Genomic DNA, 19,084 nt, shown 5'->3' on the forward strand with positions numbered 1-19,084 from the left:
GGACGTGACAAACACCGCTCCGCCTGCAGTGCCCGGTAGCGGCAGCGAACGCGGCTTCACGCTAGTCGAACTGATGGTGGTGATCTTCATCATCGGTCTCGGCGCCGCCGCGGTGGTGCTGAACCTGCCGGGCGACGAGCGTGCCATCAGCGACGATTCCAGCCGGTTCGCTGCGCGCGTCGCCGCCATTCGCGACGAGGCGATCCTGCAATCGCGCGGCATGGCTGTGTGGGTTGCGCCATCGGGCTACGGCTTCGAACAGCGCGTGAACGGGGCGTGGGAGCCGGTGAACGATCATGCGATGCGCAGCACGAATTGGAGCTCGGGCACGCAGGCGGTCACTGGCGAGAGTGACGGTCAAGCGCGCATCAGCTTTGACAGCACTGGCCTTCCCAGCGGCCCACTCGACGTCAAACTGGTGCGCGGAGACCGGGAGACGTTGGTGCGTGTCGATGGCGCCGGAGAGGTAAGCGTCGGTGGGTAAGCGCCGCCCCTTACAATCTGAAGTGTCTGCGAAGCCATCTCATCGGAACTCCGAACAAGGCTTTACGCTGCTCGAGATGATGGTCGCGCTCGCTGTCTTCTCTCTGGCAGCGCTCGCGCTCATCAGGCTGCAGGCCTACACGATCCGCACGGCAAGCGATGTCGAGCGCGTGACCATGGAGCGGATCGTCGCGCAGAATATCGCCACCGATCTGCTCACCGATCCGTCACCGCCATCGCTCGGCACCGAGCAAGGTGTACAAACCAATGGCGGCGTTCCCTGGGCTTGGCAGACCGAGACCAGCATGACCGCCGATGCGCGCATCATGCGGATCGATATCGGCGTGGCCAGTCCGGACGGCGGATCGCCCTACATCCTCACGGTCGTGCGACCGCTCCAGCTGTGACAGCGCGCCCGGCCCGCCCCAATGGCTTCACGCTGATCGAGCTTCTTGTCGCGCTGTTCATCTTCGCGCTGCTGTCGACCGCCGGGCTGACGCTGCTGCGTACCAGCACGACCGGACAGGAAGTGCTGCAGAACCGTCTGGAGCAATTGTCGATCGTGAACCGCACCGTCGGCGCCTTGTCGGCAGATCTTTTGCAGGCGGTGCCGCGCATGGCGCGCAACGATCTGGGCGATCCCCTGCCCGCTTTCACCGCGGGCGGCAGCGCGGTGCCGGGCGAACTGTTTGCCTTTACGCGCGCAGGGTGGAGCAATTACGATCAGAGCCCGCGCTCCTCATTACAGCGGGTCGCCTACAGCCTGCAGGACGGCGCGCTGCGCCGCACGGGCTGGCCGATGCTCGATGGCGCCGCGCCGGGTCCGCCCGCGACGCTGATGAATGGCGTCGAGACCGCGACGCTGCGCTATCGCGGCTATGACGGCAGCTGGCGCACCGACTGGACGCCCGCCGACCCTGCCGAGATGCCGCGCGCGGTAGAGCTGATCGTCAAGCCCACGGGCATGGCCGAGATACGCCTCAGCCTGATGGTCGGCCCGCAAGGCCGCACCGATCCCAATCAGCAGAACGCGGATTTTACACCCGAAAGTCCGGCGGATTTCTTCCGATGAGCGCGCCAGATGCCCCGCCGCCGCGTCCGCCCGAAAATGGCGTGGCCCTGCTCACCGTGCTGCTGCTCGTCGCGGTGATGGCCGTGATTGCGGCGACCGCGCTCGACCGGTTGCAGCTTTCCACCCGGCTTGCCGCCAACGCCGGTTCGGTGACACAGGCCCGCGCTTTCGCCCTTGCCGCCGAACAGATCGCCACCGCGCGGATCGAGGATCTGGTGGCGGCAGACGCGGCGCAGACCACGCTGCAAGGCGGCTGGATGGGCACCCCGCGCGAGCTACCGATCCCCGGCGGTACAGCGGTGGCCACCGTGCGTGACGGGGGCAATTGCTTCAACCTCAACAGCCTGGTGAAGGAAGATCGCAGCGGGGCATACATCTCCGCGCCCTTCGCCTTGCAACAGTTCGTGAAGCTAATGGAAACCGTCGGGATCGGACGCGACGCGGCTTATGTCATCGCCACCTCTGCCGCCGACTGGATCGATAGCGATCAGGCGCCGATCCCCGGCGGCGCGGAGGACAGCTATTATCAGGGACTGGAGACGCCGTATCGCCCGCCCAACCATCTGATGCAGAGCGCCAGTGAACTGCGCGCGGTGAACGGGGTGACGCCGGAATATTGGCAGCTTCTGAAACCCTGGGTCTGCGCGCTGCCGGTGGCCGAGCTGTCGCCGATCAACGTCAACACCCTGTTGCCCGATCAGGCGCCTTTGCTCGCCATGCTGATCCCGCAAGGCAATCTCGATCTACGTGCCGCGAGCGCCTATCTCGCGCGGCGGCCGGAGGGCGGATGGGGCAGTAAGCCGAATTTCTGGTCCGCCCCCTTCCTGAAAGAACTCGACCCGCGAAACGAAGCGACCACCCAGACGAAGCTTAAAACGGAATGGTTTACCCTCGACGCCGTGATCTCCTTAGGCAATAGCGAGGTAAGGGAGCGGGCGCTGATCGATGCGCGGCAGGCACCCGTCCGGGTTCTTTGGCGCGATTGGGGGGAAGATACATGAGCGGCGCTGACGGCCTGATCGTCACCCTTCCGCTCGGCGGGGACGAAGCGCTGCATTGGTGGCGGCTCGACGACGGCATCATTACGCAGCGCGGCCAGAACGAGGACGTGCGCGATGCCGCAGGCCTGCCGTCCGCCACGCCTGGCGAACGTATCATGGCGATCGCCCCGACAGAGCTTACCTTCGTGAACTGGCTCGCCTTCCCCGATCTCAAACCGAGGCAGGCCGAGGGCGCTGCACGGGTCGAAGCGGCGCGCCGGGGCATCGGCGGAGCGGACGCCAATCATGCCGCCACCCGCGCGATGGAGGATAAGGACGGCACGGTGCTTACCGCAACCATCGCGCCTGCAGCCTTGTCGGGCGGCCTCGCGCACCTTCAGGCCATAGGGATCGATCCGGATTTCGTGACACCCGTCGGCCTCCTCGTCCAGCCGGGTGACGAGGACGACTGGCTGGAAGCCGAAATCGGCGGCGAACGTTTTCTGCGCTCTTCACGCCTGGTGCTACCCGCCGAGGACGCGCTGGTTGCCGCGGTGGCCGGGAATATCCAGCCCGTCGTGCTGAACGATGAGGAGGCGGATGCGGCTCTGGAGATCGCCTTTTCCGATCCGCCGCTCAACCTTCGTCAAGGACGTTTTGCCAAGCGCCGCCGCGCGCAGGGAATGGGCAAGCGGCAATGGCAGCTGATCGCTATCACTCTGGCGCTGGCCGTCCTCGCAACGCTCCTGATCGCGCTGGTCACGCTCGCCAAGTACAGCTTCGGCGCAGATCAGCAGGACGCCGCCGCGCTTGCGCAAGCGCGCACGATCGTTCCCGAGGCGAACGATCTGGAAAGTGCCGAACGCGCGCTTGATGCATTGCTGATCGGACGCGGCGGCGGAGCCAGCTTCGGCGCCTCCGCCGCTGCGCTGTTCCAGGCGGTGCAGAGCGCACCGGACGTCACCATCCAACGCGTCGCTTACGGCCCGGACGGCACGCTCAGCGCGACGCTCGCGGCACCGCAGCCCGATCAGTTGAACCAAGTGCTCGTCCCGCTGCAAACCAGCATGGGCTATGTCATCACGCAGGCACCGCATCAGGGCGCCGAGGGAGGAACGGTGATCGACATCACCGTACGCGCGCCATGATAACCCGATCACGCGACTGGTATCTCGGACGCACCCGGCGCGAACAGGTGCTACTCGCAGCCGCCGGCGCGATCAGCGCGATCGTGATTGCGGTCTTCCTGATCGCGATCCCGCTGAACAATGGCATCGATAGCGCGAAAGGCCGCTATGAAGAGGCGGTGGTCCGCCATGGACGGATCGCGGCCAAGGTCGATCTGCTTGCCGGGGAGGACGAGGCGACGGGCCGTCCGCCAAGCGGTCCGCTGGTCGATTTCATCCGGCAAAGCGCCGAGGCTGCGGGCTTCACCCTCGATGCCGCTGATCCCGCAGGGGCCGGCCAGGTATCAATCCGGATCGCATCGGCAACGCCCGAGGCCCTGTTCGGCTGGCTCAGCCGCCTCGAGACGCGCGGCATCGCCGTTCAGAATTTGACCGTCGATCCCGTAGAGGGGGCTCCCGGCACCATCAGCGTCAGTGCAACCTTGCGGGGGGCATCGTGAAACTACCACGGCTGGTGAGCAGAACAACGACGAAGAAAACGGGCGATGCTACGCGAGAGCGCCCCAGGCTCGTGCTGACCTCCGTCGTCCTGTTCCTGCTTCTCCTCATCATCTTCATGCCGCTGCGCGCGGCGCTGGGCGCTGCCGATCTGGGGTCGCGCGGTATCGGCGCGCGGGAGGCAGGCGGCCTGGTGTGGAACGGCTATATCAACGACCTGACCGTGGGTGATACCACCATCGGCGGGGTCGGTGCCGCGCTTCGCCCGCTGCCTTTGTTCATCGGCCAGTTGCGTTTCCATCTGGAGCGCCCCGGAGCGATCGGACGCCCGGCCATCAACGCGGACTTTATCAGCGGCATCGGCCGCTTCGGCGTGGAGAATGCGAACATGACGCTGCCGGCGGCCAGCCTGTTCGGCGCGCTTCCTCTCGGCGAGCTCAACCTTCAGGATGTTGAGATCAGCTTTGTCGGCAATCGTTGCAACCACGCGGAAGGCACCGTGCGGGCCAGCGTAACGGCGGTACTGCCGGGGCTCGACCTGCCGGGTGGGATGGTCGGCACCTTGCGCTGCGATGGCGGCGCCCTGTTGGTCCCGCTGGCCAGCCAGACCGGCATGGAGATGCTGGATCTGCGTATCTTTGGCGATGGTCACTATACCACCAGGTTGAAACTGGGCGGCGACCGGGCGGCGATGGCCGGCGCCCTGGCCGCTGCCGGATTGCAGGATAATGGAGACGGCTTCGTGCTCGAGAGCGAGGGGCAGTTCTGAGCAGCCTTACCACGACGCTTTCCACGATTCCGCCCTGGATCTGCGCACTGATGTTCGGCGTGCTCGGCGCGATTTTCGGCAGTTTTCTGGCAACGCTTTGCCTTCGCTGGCCGCAAGGACGCAGCGTGCTGACAGGGCGTTCGGCGTGCGACCATTGCGGGCGAGTTCTGGGAGCGGCGGATCTGGTGCCACTGCTCTCTGCCCTTATCGCCCGCGAGCGCTGCCGAAGCTGCGGCACGCCCATCGACACCACGCATATGCAGATCGAATTTGCCGCACTGCTAGCGGGCGCGGGAGCCTTTCTGCTACTCCCTCCCGAGGCCGCCGCTGCCTGGGCGGTGATGACATGGCTGCTGATCCCGCTGATCTGGCTGGACCATCGCTATCTCTGGTTGCCGAACCCGCTTGTGCTGCTTCTCGCTGCCGCAGGGGCATCGCTGGGCGGCTTCCTCAGCGATCTCGGGCTGGCCGACAGGATCATCGGCGGCGTGGCAGGTTGGGCGGTGCTCGCCACGATTGCCGCCCTCTATCGCCACGCGCGGGGTCAGGAAGGCCTCGGCCAGGGCGATCCCAAGCTGCTCGGGGCGCTGGGTCTATGGCTCGGCTGGCAGGCGCTTCCGTTTCTCCTGCTTCTCGCCAGCGGTTTCGGTCTCGGGCTTGCGTTGCTGCGCGCCCGCACGCAGCCATTGGCGCAGCAGAAAATTCCGCTCGGCAGCGCGCTGGGGATGGGGGCCATGCTGATCGCCCTGATGCCCGGCATCGTCTGAGGGCCGGTCCAAAACGGATCAGACAGCGCTGGTTCGCCGGTCGGGGCGCACCTAATGGCACGATTGATGAAAATCGAAGACTCTGCCCCGCATTTCCCTCCCAGCGGCGTCCGCTATGACCCGTTCGATCTGCTCGACAGCACCGGGGAGTTGCTGGTCCATTCCATGCGGCTTGCGATCCGGCAACACGCGCGCGATGAGGATATCCCTGCCCTTCTGCGTGAGCTCGCCGATCTGCTGGATGCTCATGTCGACGGCAGCGGACAGGACATCATGCTCTATTATCTTGCGGCACGCCTGCGCGAACGCGCGGACAAGCCCCTCGACTAGGCAGGCGGGGACGGTAATGTCCGCGCGATGACAACGCGACTCAGCGAAAAGGAAATCGATTGCCTGCGCGGCGTGGCCGAGCTGAAAAGCTCGAAGCAGATCGCGCGTGAGCTGGATGTCTCTTCGCACACCGTGGATGCGCGGTTGAAGCGAGCGATTGCGAAACTCGGCGCTTCAGATCGCTTCGATGCGGCCAGAATGTTCCAGGCGATCGAAGATTCCGAAAATTCCAGCGGACCCCAGAATGCACGCTCCGCCGCAGCATTCGGGGCTCCGGATGCCTCTGAGGAGGAGGTCCGGACTTTGGTATATCAGACCCCGGATGTTCCGGATTCCGCGGGTTTTGGACCACAAGCATTCCCGTCACCCGATGGGGCCGGCGGCGACGGAAACGATGCCACCAGACTTCGCGACAGCGCGTTCGCGGCGGACTGGGCAGATCATTCTTCCTACCTGCCGATCCCGCGTCATCGGGGGGAGCGCAACGAGCTCACCGCTCTGCAGCGCCTCGGCTGGATCGTATCGATCGCTGTCGGGAGCGTGATCATTTTCGGTGGTCTCATGGGTGGCCTCAGCGCTCTCTCCACGCTGTTCAGCTGAACGGCGCGTAGCGATGATGCGTCCATGCGGCGCATCGGTGGGAGTAGAAGCGATGAGGAACCAGAGAATTGCAGCCGCCCGCGACGTGGCCGAAAAACTGCATGCGGCAGAAGCGGCGATCGACGAGGCCTTCGCCCGCGTGGCCCAGCTGAACATGGCGCTGCCGGAAGCGCGCCGTTCGGCCAATCTTTCGGCAGTGGTCGCGCAAGATGTATTCTCCCGCGCCGCAGGCAGCATGCAGCATCTTGCCGCTGCCCGGCAGGAGATGGTTTCGGCGCATGAGGGACTTTTCGAGGCGCAGACCGATATCGGGCTGGCGCGCATGAACTTCGGCGGTGGTGGAGAGAAAACTCTCACCGGCGCCAGCAACGGACTTCAGGTGGTTTCGGACGCCGCCTGAGGGGGGAGGCCACGGGATTGACTGGACTCACCCCAAATGGTTCGGTCGGTCCCGTGGTACTTCAAACACTCTACGACGTAACGCTCGTCCTATGCTGCCTCTACGCCTTTATCGCGGGTGGGCGCACCGAAAAGTTAGGCAGCCTGCTGACGCTTACGGCCAGCATTGTTTCGGTGCTGATATGGTACCGACCGCTGGAATGGAGGGCAGTCCATTGGAACATGTTCGCAGTGGACCTCGTCACCTTTCTTCTGGCGACATGGCTCGCGATCCGCAGCGATCGGTTTTGGCCGATGTGGTTCGCCGGGTTTTGCTTGGTCGGAGTGATGACGCATCTGGCCGTAGCCGCAATGCCGAATTTCGCTTCGATGGCTTATTCGCTAAGCCAGGGTTTCTGGGCCTATCCGGCGATGTTGGCGCTGGTGATCGGCACCTGGACTCATCGGCGCCGGATGCGGGGCTACGGGCTCTCTGCGTCCTGATCGCCGATCTCTCTGCCGATCCTGAGGCGACTGCGGCTTTATTGCTCACGCGTTTCGGATCGCTCGCCAACACGCTGGATGCCAGCTGCGAAGCCCTAACAGCCTGCGCCTCTCCGGCGATTGCCAATCGTATTCTAGCTGCCCGCGCGACCCATCTTGCCGCGGAAACAGACCATATCGGCAGACGACCGCTGATGTCTGATCCAGATCGGCTCGATAGCTACCTGCGCAAACGCCTCGCTCATCGCGGGAAAGAGCAGATCCGTACGCTCTTCCTCGACCGGATCGGGCGCCTCATCGCGGATGAATGCGTCTGCGACGGCACGGTAGACGAATCCGCCATCTTCCCGCGCGAGCTGGTACGCAGGGCACTTGAGCTCGACGCCAGCGGCCTGGTGCTGGCGCATAATCACCCCTCGCTCGATCCCCGCCCAAGCAGTGCCGACATCCGCGTCACTCACCGATTGGCAGAGGCGGCGGCTTCTCTCGACATCACTCTCGTCGACCATATCATTGTCGGCGCTTCCAATTTTTCCATGCGCGCAGCAGGTCTGTTGCGATAATCCAGCGATCAGACCTACGAATGCTCCGCTCCTTGGTTGACGCTTTCAGCAAGCAGTGATTGAGCGCGCGGGATGGTGCTCAAGACGTTCTACTTCTGCTTCCTCGGCACCTGCTGCACTTACGCTTGGGCGCTTGGAGGCCGAGACTAGCGGCTGGGGGTTCTCATCGTTCTCGGCGCGAAAGTGTTTTCACTCGATCCGGTACTGGGCGGAGTAGACTGGAGCCGTCATGACGTCGATCTGTCAATAGTGGACAGCCTTACTTTTCTCGCCGCTGCCACGCTTGCTTTGTTCAGCACGCGATTCTGGCCATTATGGATGGCCGGGTTCTGCTGTGTCGGCGCCGCAGTAAATATCGCGGTCGCCATGTCGCCTGGGCTGGCACCCAAGGCCTATGCATATACCGAAGGATTCTGGGCTTACCCGGCAATTGCCGCAATCGCGATCGGCGCTTTCGGCAGGCGACAAGCGAGTATGCGGACGCTACCGCATCGGCCAAAGACGGTTGAATGTTTGCGCGGACGCGGTGATAGCTTGTAGGTATGAACCTGACCGGCCCGACCTCGCAGAGTATCATTTCGCAGCGCACGCGGTTGCATTATGTCGACTGGGGAAATCCCGACAAACCGCCGCTGATCCTGCTCCATGGCGGGCGCGATCATGCGCGCAGTTGGGACTGGACGGCGATGCAGCTGCGCGAGGATTGGCATGTCATCTGCCCCGATCTTCGCGGTCATGGCGACAGCGAGTGGAACATGCCCGGCAATTATCCGATCATCGGCTATGTCTATGATCTGGCGCAGTTGGTGCACCAGCTTGGCCTCGCCCCCGTCACCATCGTCGCGCATTCGTTAGGCGGCAATATCGCCCTGCGCTTCACCGGCCTTTACCCTGATCAGGTACGGCGCCTCGTCGCGATCGAAGGCCTCGGCCCGTCGCCCGCGATGCAGGAAAAGCGGCTCGAGGTCTCGTTCGACGAGCGGATGCGCCGCTGGATCCACGACAAGCGCGCGGCGGCGGCGCGGCTACCCAAACGCTATGCAAGTTTCGAAGAAGCCTATGCCCGGATGATGGAGGCGAACACCTATCTATCGACCGAACAGGGCCACCATCTCACCCTCCATGCCGTGATGCGCAACGAGGACGGCAGTTACAGCTGGAAGTTCGATCCCTATGTCCATGTCTGGCCGACGATCGATCTTCCTTATGAGGAGATCGAGACCCTGTGGGGACAGATCGACTGTCCGACGCGGCTGATCTACGGGCAGGACAGCTGGGCCTCCGATCCCCAGGAGGATGGCCGGATCAGCCATTTCCGCAATGCCAGCGTCTCCTCCTACGAAAAGGCCGGACATTGGGTACATCATGACCAGTTCGACCGGTTCATCGCAGAGCTGCAGGAATTTCTTTGAGCCAGCGTTCGCTCAACGCTGTGCGCGCGGTTTCCAGGTGATGACGCGATAAATATAGAACAGGACGATCGCGGCGATGGCAGCGGTCGATATCGGGCCGACATAATCGTCGATCTTGCTGAAGTTGCGGCCCAGATAATAGCCCGCACCCGTCAGGATGACGTTCCAGATCATCGCGCCCGCAAAGGTGGCGATCAGAAAGCGGAGATGCCCCATCCGGAACAGGCCCGCGGGCAGCGACACGATAGTGCGGAAGGCGGGCATGAAGCGCAGGACGAAAACGATCTTCCCGCCATGGCGGGTGAACAGGCGGTTGATCTTCTGGATATCCTCCCACTCCAGCGTCAGCCAGCGGCCCCAGCGATTGACGAAACCTTCAAGGCGCCGAAATCCGTAGAAGCGTCCCAGCAGATACCAGGCGTAATTGCCCAGCGTCGAGCCGACCGTCCCGGCAAAGACCACCGCCTCGAAATTCATCTGCCCCTGGCCCACCTCGATGCCAGCAAGCCCCATGATGATCTCCGACGGAATTGGCGGAAATACATTCTCCAGAAACATCAGAAAAGCGATGCCGATATAGCCGCCATTGGCGACCAGATGGACGATCCATTGGCTCACCTTTCGGTGCGATCATTCTGGCTGCGCTCTTTCAGACGCCGCTCGATAGCATCCCAGATCATCCCGGCACTGTCGGTACCGTTGAATTTATCGATTGCGACAATGCCGGTGGGGGATGTCACGTTGATCTCGGTCAGCCATTTGCCGCCGATCACGTCGATGCCGACAAATACAAGGCCCAAGCGGCGCAGTTCCAGCCCCATCGCATCGCAGATCTCGCGCTCGGTTTCAGTCAGGTCCGCCGCTTCGGCATAGCCACCCTGCGCCAGGTTGGAACGGAACTCGCCTTCGCCTGGCTTGCGGTTGATCGCGCCGGCAAACTCGCCATCGATCAGCACGATGCGCTTATCGCCCTTCTCGATATCCGGAAGGAAGGGCTGCACCATATGCGGCTCTTTCCAGGTCTGATTGAACATCTCGACCAGTGCGGACAGATTGTCGCCATCCTCGCCGATCCGGAACACCGCCTTGCCGCCATTGCCGTGCAGCGGTTTTATGACGATCCGCTTGTGGCGGTCATGAAAATCGCGAATTTCGTCGAGGCGGCGCGTGATGAGCGTTTCGGGCATGTAGCGCCGATAATCGAGCACGTAGACCTTCTCCGGCGCATCGCGCACCGCCTTGGGATCGTTCACCACCAGCGTCTCGTCTGCAATGCGCTCCAGCAGCCAGGTGCCGGTCAGATATCCTGTGTCAAACGGCGGATCCTGCCGCATCAGCACCACATCGATATCGCTGCCCAGATCGATCTTCACCGGATCGCCAAGCTTGTAGTGGTCGCCCGCAACGCGCTGCACCGTCACTGGAAAAGCCCGCGTGGTCAGTCGTCCATCCCGCCACGTCAGATCGCGCACGTCATAATAGAACTGCTGATAACCGCGCTCCTGCCCCTTCAGGAGGATGGCAAAACTCGAATCGCCGTTGATGTTGATCCCTTCGAGCGAATCCATTTGGATGGCGGCTTTCATGGCGTTCCTTGCTGTTTGAGCCTTCTAGCGGGCGTGCCAGACATTGCGCATATGGCGCGGCAGGCGGCCGGGTGCCACCAGGATGATATCGAACCGCGCATCGAAGCGTTCCCCGCAATAATGGGGAATGGCCACTTCCGCCGCAGCCGCGACCCGGCGAAACCGATAATCATCGATCGCGCTGTCCAGCCCTTGCGTGCTGGCACGCGCCTTCACCTCCACGAAAGCAACGACGCCTCCACGCCGCGCCACGATGTCGATCTCCCCGCGCGGATTGCGCACCCGCTGGCTCAGAATGCGATAGCCATGCAAGCGCAGCCACCAAGCCGCGATCGTCTCCGCCCGCCGTCCACGTGCTTCGGCGGCACGGCGGTTCATCCCCGCGCCTTCAGTTCGGTTGCAAGATCGAACAGCGCCTTGCGATCACGCCCGAAGCGCTTCGCCACCTCGCCCGCTGCCTTGGACGCCGGCAGACGCTCCATCGCCTCGATCAGCGCGGCTTCGATCGCGCCCTCATCCGCCTCCTGTGTTTTGTCGTCTGAGGGCGGACCGACCAGCAGTACGATTTCCCCCTTCGGTGCCTCGTCGGCATAGCGTTCGGCAAGTTCGGCGATCGAGCCGGTCACCACTTCCTCATGACGCTTCGTCAGTTCGCGCGCGACCGCGGCTTCCCGCGCGCCGCCCAGATGCGCCGTCATCGTTGCCAGCGTTTTACCCAGCCTTGGCCCGCTTTCGTAGAAAACCAGCGTGGCGCGCAATGCCCTCACTTCATCCAGCATATCGCCCCGCGCTTTTTCCTTGGGCGGCAGGAAGCCGGCGAACAGGAAGCGGTCGGTTGGCAGGCCGCTAATCGAAAGCGCCATCACGGCGGCGCTTGGCCCCGGCGCGCTGGTCACCATCACCCCGGCTTCCCGCGCGGCGCGCACTAGCTTGTAGCCGGGATCGGAGATCAGCGGCGTTCCGGCATCGCTGACCAGCGCCACCACCCCGGCCCGCGCCGCCTCCACCAGCGCATCGCGATCGGCCTCCCCGCTATGATCGTGATAGGGCCGCATGGGCTTCTTCAGTTCCAGATGCCGCAGCAACTTCGCGGTGACGCGGCTGTCCTCCACCGCGATCAGATCGGCAGCTTCCAGGATCGCGGCAGCGCGCGCGCTCACATCTCCCAGGTTGCCGATCGGCGTGGCGACGATATAGATGCCGGAAGGAAAATCGGTTTGCATGAGGGTAGGTCATGACAGAAGCAGTTGCGGCGCGGCAAGCCGCCTTGGACTTTGGGCGGACACGCAGTCGCACGGCGACATGGCTGAAACGCTGCAGCGTTGCCGCCGGACTGACCTTGCTGGCAGGGTGTAACACGCTACTGCCCAGTGGCGGACGGCGCCCGCCGCCACGGACCGACAGCGCCCCCGTTTCCGCGCCCGCACCCACCGAAAATGTGGTGAGTGCGGACGACAGCCGTCACAAGATCGCGTTGCTGCTGCCGACTTCGGGCGAGAATGCCGATATCGGACAGTCGATTGCTAACGCGACCACGCTGGCGCTCTTGGACATCAACGCCTCCAACATCCGCATGACAACTTACGATACCGCGCGCGACCCGCGCGGCGCGGCGCAGCGTGCTGTGGCGGACGGCAACAGCCTAATCCTCGGCCCGCTGCTGGGCGACAATGTCGTGACGGTCGCCGGCGTCGCGCAGCAGCGTAATGTACCGATCATCAGCTTTTCCAACGACTCGGGGGTGGCGGGCCGAAATGTCTTCATCCTCGGTCATCTGCCGAGCCAGTCGATCGACCGCGTCGTCCGCTACGCTGTGAACCATGGCAAAAAGCGGATTGCCGGACTGGTGCCGCAAAATGTTTACGGTCAGCGCGCCACCGGATCGCTTACGTCCGCGGTGCGCGCGGCAGGTGGTACGTTGACGGCGATCCAGCCCTATGATCGCACCAGCCAGTCGGTCGACGCCGCCACCAAGGCGCTCGCCCAGGCGGGACCTTATGATGCGGTGCTGATTGCCGACACCGGCCGCGCCGCCATGGCCGCCGCGCCGCTGCTGCGCCGCAACGGCGCAGGCACAGCGCAGTTTCTCGGCACAGAGCTGTGGAATACGGAGAGCGCGCTCGCCGGATCGATCCCGATGCGCGGCGCGATTTTCGCCAGCGTCTCGGACGATCTCTACCGTCAATATGCGCAGAAATATCAAACCCGCTTCGGTAAGATGCCCTTCCGCCTTTCCAGCCTGGGCTATGATGCCGTGCTGCTCGTCGCCAACATCGCCAAGGACTGGCGCGTGGGCACGCCCTTCCCCGTCCAGCGGCTGACCGACCCACAGGGCTTCATCGGCATCGACGGCAGTTTCCGACTGCTCCCGAACGGCCTCAACCAACGCAATCTGGAGGTCCAGGAGATCGAGGACGGCAAGTTCGTGACGATCGATCCGGCCCCACGCGGTTTTTGAGCGGACCACAATTTAGCGCTATTTCGGGCGGCGGTGGGAACGAAGACCCGCCCCGCCCGCTTGCCCTCCTGAACGCAACAGCAGGAGAGACGCATGTCCATCGCCGAAATGATCGCCGACCATCCGCAGGTGAAAGAGGAAGACCCCGCGCTGGGTCAGGCCGTCCGCCATGCCATGTATTGCGCGGCCATCTGCAACAGCTGCGCCGATGCGTGCAGCGCCGAGGAAGCGGACATGCGACAGTGCATCCGCAGTTGCTCGGACTGTTCGGACATCTGCACCGCCACCTACCGCACGGCAAGCCGCCGCACCGCGGGCAATGTCCTTCTAATCATGGGAATGTTCGAGCTGTGCATTCAGGCCTGCGAACAATGCGCCGAGGAATGCGAAAAGCATGACGATCCACACTGCAAGCGCTGCGCCAAGATGTGCCGCGAGACGATCGAGGATTGCCGCAAGGCGCTCGAATTCATGAAGAAAGACAACGGATAAGAAAAAAGGCGAGCCTTGAAGGCTCGCCTTTTCATTCCATCGGCCATTGCGAGAACAGCGCCTAACGGCGCCCTCGCAATGGCAATGTTTCGCAGTTCAAGCCGCTTCTTTGCGCATCTTGTTGAGCTTCTTCAGCACCATCTGCCGCTTCAGGCGCGACAGATGATCGATGAAGAGAATGCCTTCGAGATGATCCATCTCGTGCTGAAGGCAAGTGGCCCAGAGGCCGTCCATCTCTTCCTCATGCACGTTCCCGTCCAGATCCTGCCAGCGAGCGCGGATCGTCGCCGGGCGCTCGACATCGGCAAACTGTTCGGGGACCGATAGGCAGCCCTCCTGATAGACGCTGAGATCGTCCGACGGGTCCAGAATTTCCGGATTGATGAAGATGCGCGGATCGCGCTTCACCGGCTGATGCGTATGTTCATGCCCGCCATGGTTGCACACCTCCGGCTCCGCGTCCGGATCAGGCTCCTGCAAATCGATCACGAGAACGCGCTTCGGCACACCTACCTGGATCGCCGCAAGGCCGATGCCCGGCGCGTCATACATCGTGTCGAACATGTCTTCGACGAGCGTGCGGAGTTCGTCATCGAACTCGGTCACGGGCGTGGAAACGGTTTTAAGCCGGGGGTCCGGCACTTCGAGGATCGGTCTGATAGCCATAGCGCGGAGATAAGATCGGCAGCGATGCCGGTCAAGCGGCGGCCTGCCTCAGCCGATCGGCCGCCGGGCGCGCAACGCCTGCGCGAGCGTGCCTTCGTCGAGATAGTCCATCTCCCCGCCCACCGGCATGCCGTGGGCGAGCTGGGTGAGCCGCACCGGCTTGTCCTCCAGCCGCTCGGCGATGAAATGCGCAGTCGTCTGCCCTTCCAGCGTGGCGTTCATCGCGAGGACCACCTCGTCGATCCCCCCTTCGGCCACGCGGGCAACCAGCTTGTCGATCGACAGATCCTCCGGCCGCACGCCCTCCAGCGCGCTGAGGCGCCCGCCGAGCACATGATAGCGCCCGGGAAACAAGCGAGAGCGATCGAGCGCCCACAGGTCCGACACTTCTTCCACCACGCAGAGCGACTTGGGATCGCGTCGCGGATCGGCACAGATCGCACAAGGGTCGCTGGTATCGACATTGCCGCAGACCGAGCATGTGGCGAGACGCTCGCTTACCGTCTTGAGCGCGGAAAGCAGCGGCATAAGCGCCCCCTCCCGCTTCTTCATCAGATGCAGCACCGCGCGCCTGGCCGAACGGGGGCCAAGCCCCGGAAGCCGCGCCAGCGCCTGCGTCAGCGCGTCGATTTCTTGCGATGCCATGGGGGGATAGGTAGGGGCAGCTTTGGCTTTTTGGAAGCGCCCACACCGACCTGATGGAGTAGAGCCTTTGCGCATCGCCTTTATGGGAACGCCGGATTTCGCGGTGCCGACGCTGAACGCGCTGCACGAGGCGGGTCATGAAATCGCGATGGTCTTTTCGCAGCCGCCGCGCCGCGCGGGGCGGGGCAAGAAGTTGACGCCCACGCCGGTGGATTCGCGCGCTCAAGAGCTTGGATTGGAGGTGCGCACGCCCGTTTCGCTCAAGAGCGCGGACGAACATGCCTATTTCGCAGGTCTTGACCTCGATGTCGCGGTGGTGGCGGCCTATGGGCTGATCCTGCCACAAGCGATCCTGGATGCGCCGCGGCTTGGCTGTCTCAATGTCCACGCCTCGCTGCTGCCGCGCTGGCGCGGCGCTGCCCCTGTGCAGCGCGCGATCCTGGCGGGAGATGAAGAAACCGGCGTCACCATCATGCAGATGGAAGCCGGGCTCGACACCGGCCCGATGTTGGCCATGGCCGCCACCCCGATCGCCGATCGCACTGCGGGCGAACTGACCGACGAACTCGCCGTGCGCGGCGCTGCGCTCATGGCCGAAGTTCTCGCCGCACCGGACGATTTTCCCCGCGAAAAGCAGCCCGACCACGGCGCCACCTATGCCAGCAAGATCGACAAAGCTGAAGCGCGGCTCGATTTTTCAGCGCCAGCCGATGCCGTGGAGCGGCAGGTGCGCGCGTTCAATCCGGTGCCCGGAGCCTTCTTTGAACATGAGGGCGAGCGCTACCGTGTCCATGCCGCCAAGCAGGTCGACCGGGGCGGCGCGCCGGGAACGGTACTCGACGATAAGCTGAGTATTGGATGTGGGGATGGCGCAATCCGCCCCACGCTAATCCAGCGCGCGGGCAAGCCGATCATGGCGCTGAACGATTTCCTGCGCGGCAATGCGATTCCGGCGGGCACGCAGCTCTAGCTCTCCTCATGCCGCGCTTCGCCTTCACCATCGAATTTGACGGCCGCCCCTTCATGGGCTGGCAGCGGCAGGACCACGGACCGAGCGTGCAGGAAGCAATGGAGCGCGCGATCCACGCGATCACCGGGGAGGACGCGGTCGTCCACGCCGCGGGCCGCACCGATGCCGGCGTCCATGCGCTCGCCATGCGCGCCCATGCCGATATAGATACCGCCATCCCCGCGTTCCGGCTGAAGGAGGGCATCAACGCCAAGCTGCGCCCCGATCCGGTGGCAGTGCTGGCCTGCGAAGAAGTGGACGAGGACTGGCATGCGCGCTTCAGCTGCACGGGCCGGTCCTATGTCTATCGCATCGTCAACCGCCGCGCGCCGCTGACGTTCGAGGCGGGGCTGGCCTGGCGCGTGGTGCCGGAACTGGACGCCGCCGCGATGCATGAGGCGGCACAAGGGCTGGTCGGCCAGCATGATTTCACCACCTTTCGCTCCGCGCATTGCCAGTCCGCCAGCCCGCTGAAGACGCTGGACCGGCTCGATGTGGTGCAGAAGGGTGAGCGGATCGAGGTTCACGCGGCCGCCCGCTCCTTTCTGCATCATCAGGTGCGATCGATGGTGGGATGCTTGAAGCTGGTCGGCGAAGGGAAATGGAGCGTCGCGGACATGCGCGATGCGCTCAAAGCCGCAGACCGTGCCGCGCTGGGCTATAACGCGCCGCCGGACGGGCTGTATTTTGTCAACGCCAGCTATCCCTAGCGTCCGTAAGTCCTGGGCGTGCAGCAGCCGCTTGGCCTCTCGGACCGTAAGTCCTGAGCTTGTCGAAGGACGTTTATCGTCGAGGCGAAACGCCCTTCGACAGGCTCAGGGCTGCGGACTTCAACACGATCAAACCGGAAACAGCCGCCCCACCGCCTTGTCGAGCATCAGCATCTGCCAGATCAGCCTCCCATGGTCGCGGCGACCGGCGATATGCTCCTCGGCGATCAGACTGAGCGCTTCGCCGTCGAACCAGCCAGTGCGCGCCAGCGCTGAACGGCTTCCCATCGCTCTCGCCTCGCCCGCCAGGGGCCCGCGGAACCAGGCGCTGATCGGCGTGACGAAGCCCATTTTGGGGCGGTACAGAATATCGCGCGGCAGATAGGGCTCCATCGCCCGCTTCATCAGCCATTTGCCCTGCCCGCCGCGCACCCGATATTTGTCCGGCAGCCGCGCGGCGAATTCGATGAGGCGATGGTCGAGCAGCGGCTCGCGCGCTTCCAGCCCTACCGCCATGCTCGCGCGGTCGGTCTTGGTAAGGATATCGCCCGGCAGCCAGAAAGTGAGATCGGCATATTGCGCCCGGTCCAGCCCGGTGCGCGTCGGAGCCCGTCGCATCAATTCGATCAGCCGATCCTCGGCGCGGTAATTGCCAAGCGTCCCGCGCATCGCATCCGAATAGAGCGCGCCGCGCGCATCGGGACCGGTGACGCTGAGTGCATCGGCATAGCCCGCCTCCCCGCTTCCTGCGAGCGAGAGCAGCGTCGTCTTGGCACGCAGCGGCCGCGGTGCCCAATCGGCCTTCGGATAAAGCTTGCCCAGCGTACCCAGCAGCGGACCGCGCACAGTCTGCGGGATCAGGGCGCGCACCCGCTCTTCGCCCGCATGGAAAACCTGCCGCCGATACCCCGCCAGCGCCTCATCCGCACCGTCGCCGGACAACGCCACGGTGACATGTTCGCGCGCGAGTTCGCAGACCGAGAGCGTCGGTAGCGCGGACGCATCGGCAAAGGGTTCGTCATAGATTTCGGCCAGCCGGTCGATCTGTTCGAATTGGTCCGCGCCCACCGTCCGGCTGTGGTGATCGGTGGCGAAACGGTCTGCTATGGTGCGCGCATGGCTGCTTTCGTCCAGCGCCGCCTCGTCGAAGCCGATTGAGCAGGTGGTGACCGCGCGGCGGGACTGTTCGGCCATCAGCGCAACCACGCTGCTGCTGTCCACGCCGCCGGAGAGGAAGGCGCCGAGCGGCACGTCGGCCACCATACGGCTGGAAACCGCCTCGCGCATGATCGCGCGGAGCTCTTCCTCCAGCGCGCCTTGCCCGGCCGTCGATCGCTGGCTGAAATCCACATCCCACCAGCGCTGCGGCTCGGCCAGCCCGCCCTCGCTGCGCAAGCTAATGTGATGCGCCGCGGGAAGCTTACGTACGCCTTTCACGATCGACCGATCGTCGGGCACGTAGCCGAAGGCGAAATAGTCTTCGACCGCGCGTTCGTCCGGCACGCGGCGCAGCAGCGGGTGGACTAGCAGCGCCTTCAATTCCGATGCAAACGCCACCGATCCGTCGGATAGAGCTGCGTAGAAGAGCGGTTTGACGCCCAGCCGGTCGCGCGCGAGAAACAGGCGCCGGTCGGCCTGATCATAGATCGCGAAGGCAAACATGCCGTTCAGCCTGGATAGGCACGCCTCACCCCATTGGGCGTAGGCCGCCAGGATCACCTCGGTATCGCCTTCGGTTGCGAAGACATGGCCCTTGGCTTCCAGCTCGCTACGCAGCGCCTGAAAATTATAGATCTCGCCATTAAATACGATCTGAAACCGGCCATCGGCATAGCCCATGGGCTGCAGGCTACCCTCCAGATCGATGATCGAAAGACGGCGATGCCCCAGCCCGACGCCGGGCGCGGTCCATACGCCCGATCCGTCCGGACCGCGATGGGAGATGGCGTCCGTCATCGTCCGAACGCGCGCGGGATCGACCGGCTTGGCCGTGCCGATATGGAAGATGCCCGCAATGCCGCACATGGCGCTGCCC

At 64.0% G+C, this 19,084-nt stretch carries 25 protein-coding genes; 18 read left to right on the plus strand and 7 right to left on the minus strand.

What is annotated here, in order from left to right; genetic code table 11:
* Positions 1 to 4: 4 nt before the first annotated feature.
* The 14 genes from I6A82_RS10955 (at position 5) to I6A82_RS11020 (ending at position 9,483) form a co-directional block, all read left to right on the plus strand.
* Positions 5 to 484 carry a GspH/FimT family pseudopilin gene (locus I6A82_RS10955; RefSeq protein WP_332310965.1) on the plus strand — a complete coding sequence of 160 codons (480 nt, stop codon included), beginning with the start codon at positions 5 to 7 and terminating at the stop codon, positions 482 to 484.
* Between the two features lie 22 nt (positions 485 to 506).
* Complete coding sequence (gene gspI, locus I6A82_RS10960) at positions 507 to 890, plus strand: type II secretion system minor pseudopilin GspI (RefSeq protein ID WP_332310966.1); 384 nt, start codon at positions 507 to 509, stop codon at positions 888 to 890.
* Entirely contained in the window at positions 887 to 1,555 is a 669-nt protein-coding gene (gene gspJ, locus I6A82_RS10965; RefSeq protein WP_198094898.1) for a type II secretion system minor pseudopilin GspJ, read from the plus strand. The genes gspI and gspJ overlap by 4 nt, the downstream gene beginning before the upstream one ends.
* Entirely contained in the window at positions 1,552 to 2,556 is a 1,005-nt protein-coding gene (gene gspK, locus I6A82_RS10970; protein ID WP_198094899.1) for a type II secretion system minor pseudopilin GspK, read from the plus strand. Before gspJ ends, gspK begins: the two co-directional genes overlap by 4 nt.
* On the plus strand, positions 2,553 to 3,683 hold the full coding sequence (gspL, locus tag I6A82_RS10975) for a type II secretion system protein GspL (RefSeq protein ID WP_198094900.1): 1,131 nt from the start codon (positions 2,553 to 2,555) through the stop codon (positions 3,681 to 3,683). Before gspK ends, gspL begins: the two co-directional genes overlap by 4 nt.
* Positions 3,680 to 4,162 carry a type II secretion system protein GspM gene (gene gspM, locus I6A82_RS10980; RefSeq protein ID WP_198094901.1) on the plus strand — a complete coding sequence of 161 codons (483 nt, stop codon included), beginning with the start codon at positions 3,680 to 3,682 and terminating at the stop codon, positions 4,160 to 4,162. The genes gspL and gspM overlap by 4 nt, the downstream gene beginning before the upstream one ends.
* 71 nt (positions 4,163 to 4,233) lie before the next feature.
* On the plus strand, positions 4,234 to 4,929 hold the full coding sequence (gspN, locus tag I6A82_RS10985; protein ID WP_198094902.1) for a type II secretion system protein N: 696 nt from the start codon (positions 4,234 to 4,236) through the stop codon (positions 4,927 to 4,929).
* Positions 4,930 to 4,979: 50 nt separating this feature from the next.
* On the plus strand, positions 4,980 to 5,696 hold the full coding sequence (locus I6A82_RS10990; protein WP_198094903.1) for a prepilin peptidase: 717 nt from the start codon (positions 4,980 to 4,982) through the stop codon (positions 5,694 to 5,696).
* Positions 5,697 to 5,762: 66 nt separating this feature from the next.
* Entirely contained in the window at positions 5,763 to 6,026 is a 264-nt protein-coding gene (locus I6A82_RS10995; RefSeq protein WP_198094904.1) for a hypothetical protein, read from the plus strand.
* Positions 6,027 to 6,053: 27 nt separating this feature from the next.
* Entirely contained in the window at positions 6,054 to 6,626 is a 573-nt protein-coding gene (locus I6A82_RS11000) for a helix-turn-helix domain-containing protein (RefSeq protein WP_269750377.1), read from the plus strand.
* 52 nt (positions 6,627 to 6,678) lie between these two features.
* Positions 6,679 to 7,026 carry a hypothetical protein gene (locus I6A82_RS11005; protein WP_198094906.1) on the plus strand — a complete coding sequence of 116 codons (348 nt, stop codon included), beginning with the start codon at positions 6,679 to 6,681 and terminating at the stop codon, positions 7,024 to 7,026.
* A gap of 53 nt (positions 7,027 to 7,079) precedes the next feature.
* Entirely contained in the window at positions 7,080 to 7,508 is a 429-nt protein-coding gene (locus tag I6A82_RS11010; RefSeq protein ID WP_198094907.1) for a hypothetical protein, read from the plus strand.
* A 41-nt stretch (positions 7,509 to 7,549) separates the two neighbouring features.
* Positions 7,550 to 8,071 (plus strand): JAB domain-containing protein, encoded by a 522-nt coding sequence (locus I6A82_RS11015; protein WP_198094908.1) that lies wholly within the window; start codon positions 7,550 to 7,552, stop codon positions 8,069 to 8,071.
* A gap of 542 nt (positions 8,072 to 8,613) precedes the next feature.
* Complete coding sequence (locus I6A82_RS11020) at positions 8,614 to 9,483, plus strand: alpha/beta fold hydrolase (RefSeq protein WP_198094909.1); 870 nt, start codon at positions 8,614 to 8,616, stop codon at positions 9,481 to 9,483.
* A gap of 12 nt (positions 9,484 to 9,495) precedes the next feature.
* Here I6A82_RS11020 and I6A82_RS11025 read toward each other — a convergent pair whose 3' ends face one another.
* From I6A82_RS11025 to rsmI, 4 genes are read right to left on the minus strand one after another with little or no spacing between them, the layout of a single operon-like run.
* Positions 9,496 to 10,101, minus strand: coding sequence for a DedA family protein (locus I6A82_RS11025; RefSeq protein WP_198094910.1), 606 nt, complete (start codon positions 10,099 to 10,101; stop codon positions 9,496 to 9,498).
* A complete protein-coding gene (gene gshB / locus I6A82_RS11030; protein WP_198094911.1) occupies positions 10,098 to 11,069 on the minus strand; it encodes a glutathione synthase in 972 nt (323 codons plus the stop codon). Before gshB ends, I6A82_RS11025 begins: the two co-directional genes overlap by 4 nt.
* Before the next feature lie 24 nt (positions 11,070 to 11,093).
* Positions 11,094 to 11,447 carry a YraN family protein gene (locus I6A82_RS11035; RefSeq protein ID WP_198094912.1) on the minus strand — a complete coding sequence of 118 codons (354 nt, stop codon included), beginning with the start codon at positions 11,445 to 11,447 and terminating at the stop codon, positions 11,094 to 11,096.
* Positions 11,444 to 12,292 carry a 16S rRNA (cytidine(1402)-2'-O)-methyltransferase gene (gene rsmI / locus I6A82_RS11040; RefSeq protein WP_198094913.1) on the minus strand — a complete coding sequence of 283 codons (849 nt, stop codon included), beginning with the start codon at positions 12,290 to 12,292 and terminating at the stop codon, positions 11,444 to 11,446. The genes I6A82_RS11035 and rsmI overlap by 4 nt, the downstream gene beginning before the upstream one ends.
* 11 nt (positions 12,293 to 12,303) lie before the next feature.
* Between rsmI and I6A82_RS11045 the strand changes: the two genes are divergently transcribed.
* Positions 12,304 to 13,527 (plus strand): penicillin-binding protein activator, encoded by a 1,224-nt coding sequence (locus I6A82_RS11045; RefSeq protein ID WP_198094914.1) that lies wholly within the window; start codon positions 12,304 to 12,306, stop codon positions 13,525 to 13,527.
* 93 nt (positions 13,528 to 13,620) lie between these two features.
* Positions 13,621 to 14,019, plus strand: a complete 399-nt coding sequence (locus I6A82_RS11050; protein ID WP_198094915.1) for a four-helix bundle copper-binding protein — start codon at positions 13,621 to 13,623, stop codon at positions 14,017 to 14,019.
* Positions 14,020 to 14,115: 96 nt separating this feature from the next.
* Here the strand turns inward: I6A82_RS11050 and I6A82_RS11055 are convergent, their stop codons facing one another.
* Positions 14,116 to 14,685, minus strand: a complete 570-nt coding sequence (locus I6A82_RS11055; protein ID WP_198094916.1) for a peptide deformylase — start codon at positions 14,683 to 14,685, stop codon at positions 14,116 to 14,118.
* Between the two features lie 48 nt (positions 14,686 to 14,733).
* A complete protein-coding gene (recR, locus tag I6A82_RS11060; protein ID WP_187336356.1) occupies positions 14,734 to 15,330 on the minus strand; it encodes a recombination mediator RecR in 597 nt (198 codons plus the stop codon).
* Between the two features lie 67 nt (positions 15,331 to 15,397).
* Between recR and fmt the strand changes: the two genes are divergently transcribed.
* Positions 15,398 to 16,300: a methionyl-tRNA formyltransferase gene (gene fmt, locus I6A82_RS11065; protein WP_198094917.1), complete on the plus strand. Its 903-nt coding sequence runs from the start codon at positions 15,398 to 15,400 to the stop codon at positions 16,298 to 16,300.
* Between the two features lie 8 nt (positions 16,301 to 16,308).
* Complete coding sequence (truA, locus tag I6A82_RS11070) at positions 16,309 to 17,049, plus strand: tRNA pseudouridine(38-40) synthase TruA (protein ID WP_198094918.1); 741 nt, start codon at positions 16,309 to 16,311, stop codon at positions 17,047 to 17,049.
* 129 nt (positions 17,050 to 17,178) lie between these two features.
* Here the strand turns inward: truA and I6A82_RS11075 are convergent, their stop codons facing one another.
* Positions 17,179 to 19,074 carry an XrtA/PEP-CTERM system amidotransferase gene (locus tag I6A82_RS11075; RefSeq protein ID WP_198094919.1) on the minus strand — a complete coding sequence of 632 codons (1,896 nt, stop codon included), beginning with the start codon at positions 19,072 to 19,074 and terminating at the stop codon, positions 17,179 to 17,181.
* Positions 19,075 to 19,084: the final 10 nt, after the last annotated feature.

This window comes from Novosphingopyxis sp. YJ-S2-01 (assembly GCF_016093175.1).
In the GTDB taxonomy this organism is placed as follows: domain Bacteria; phylum Pseudomonadota; class Alphaproteobacteria; order Sphingomonadales; family Sphingomonadaceae; genus Novosphingopyxis; species Novosphingopyxis iocasae.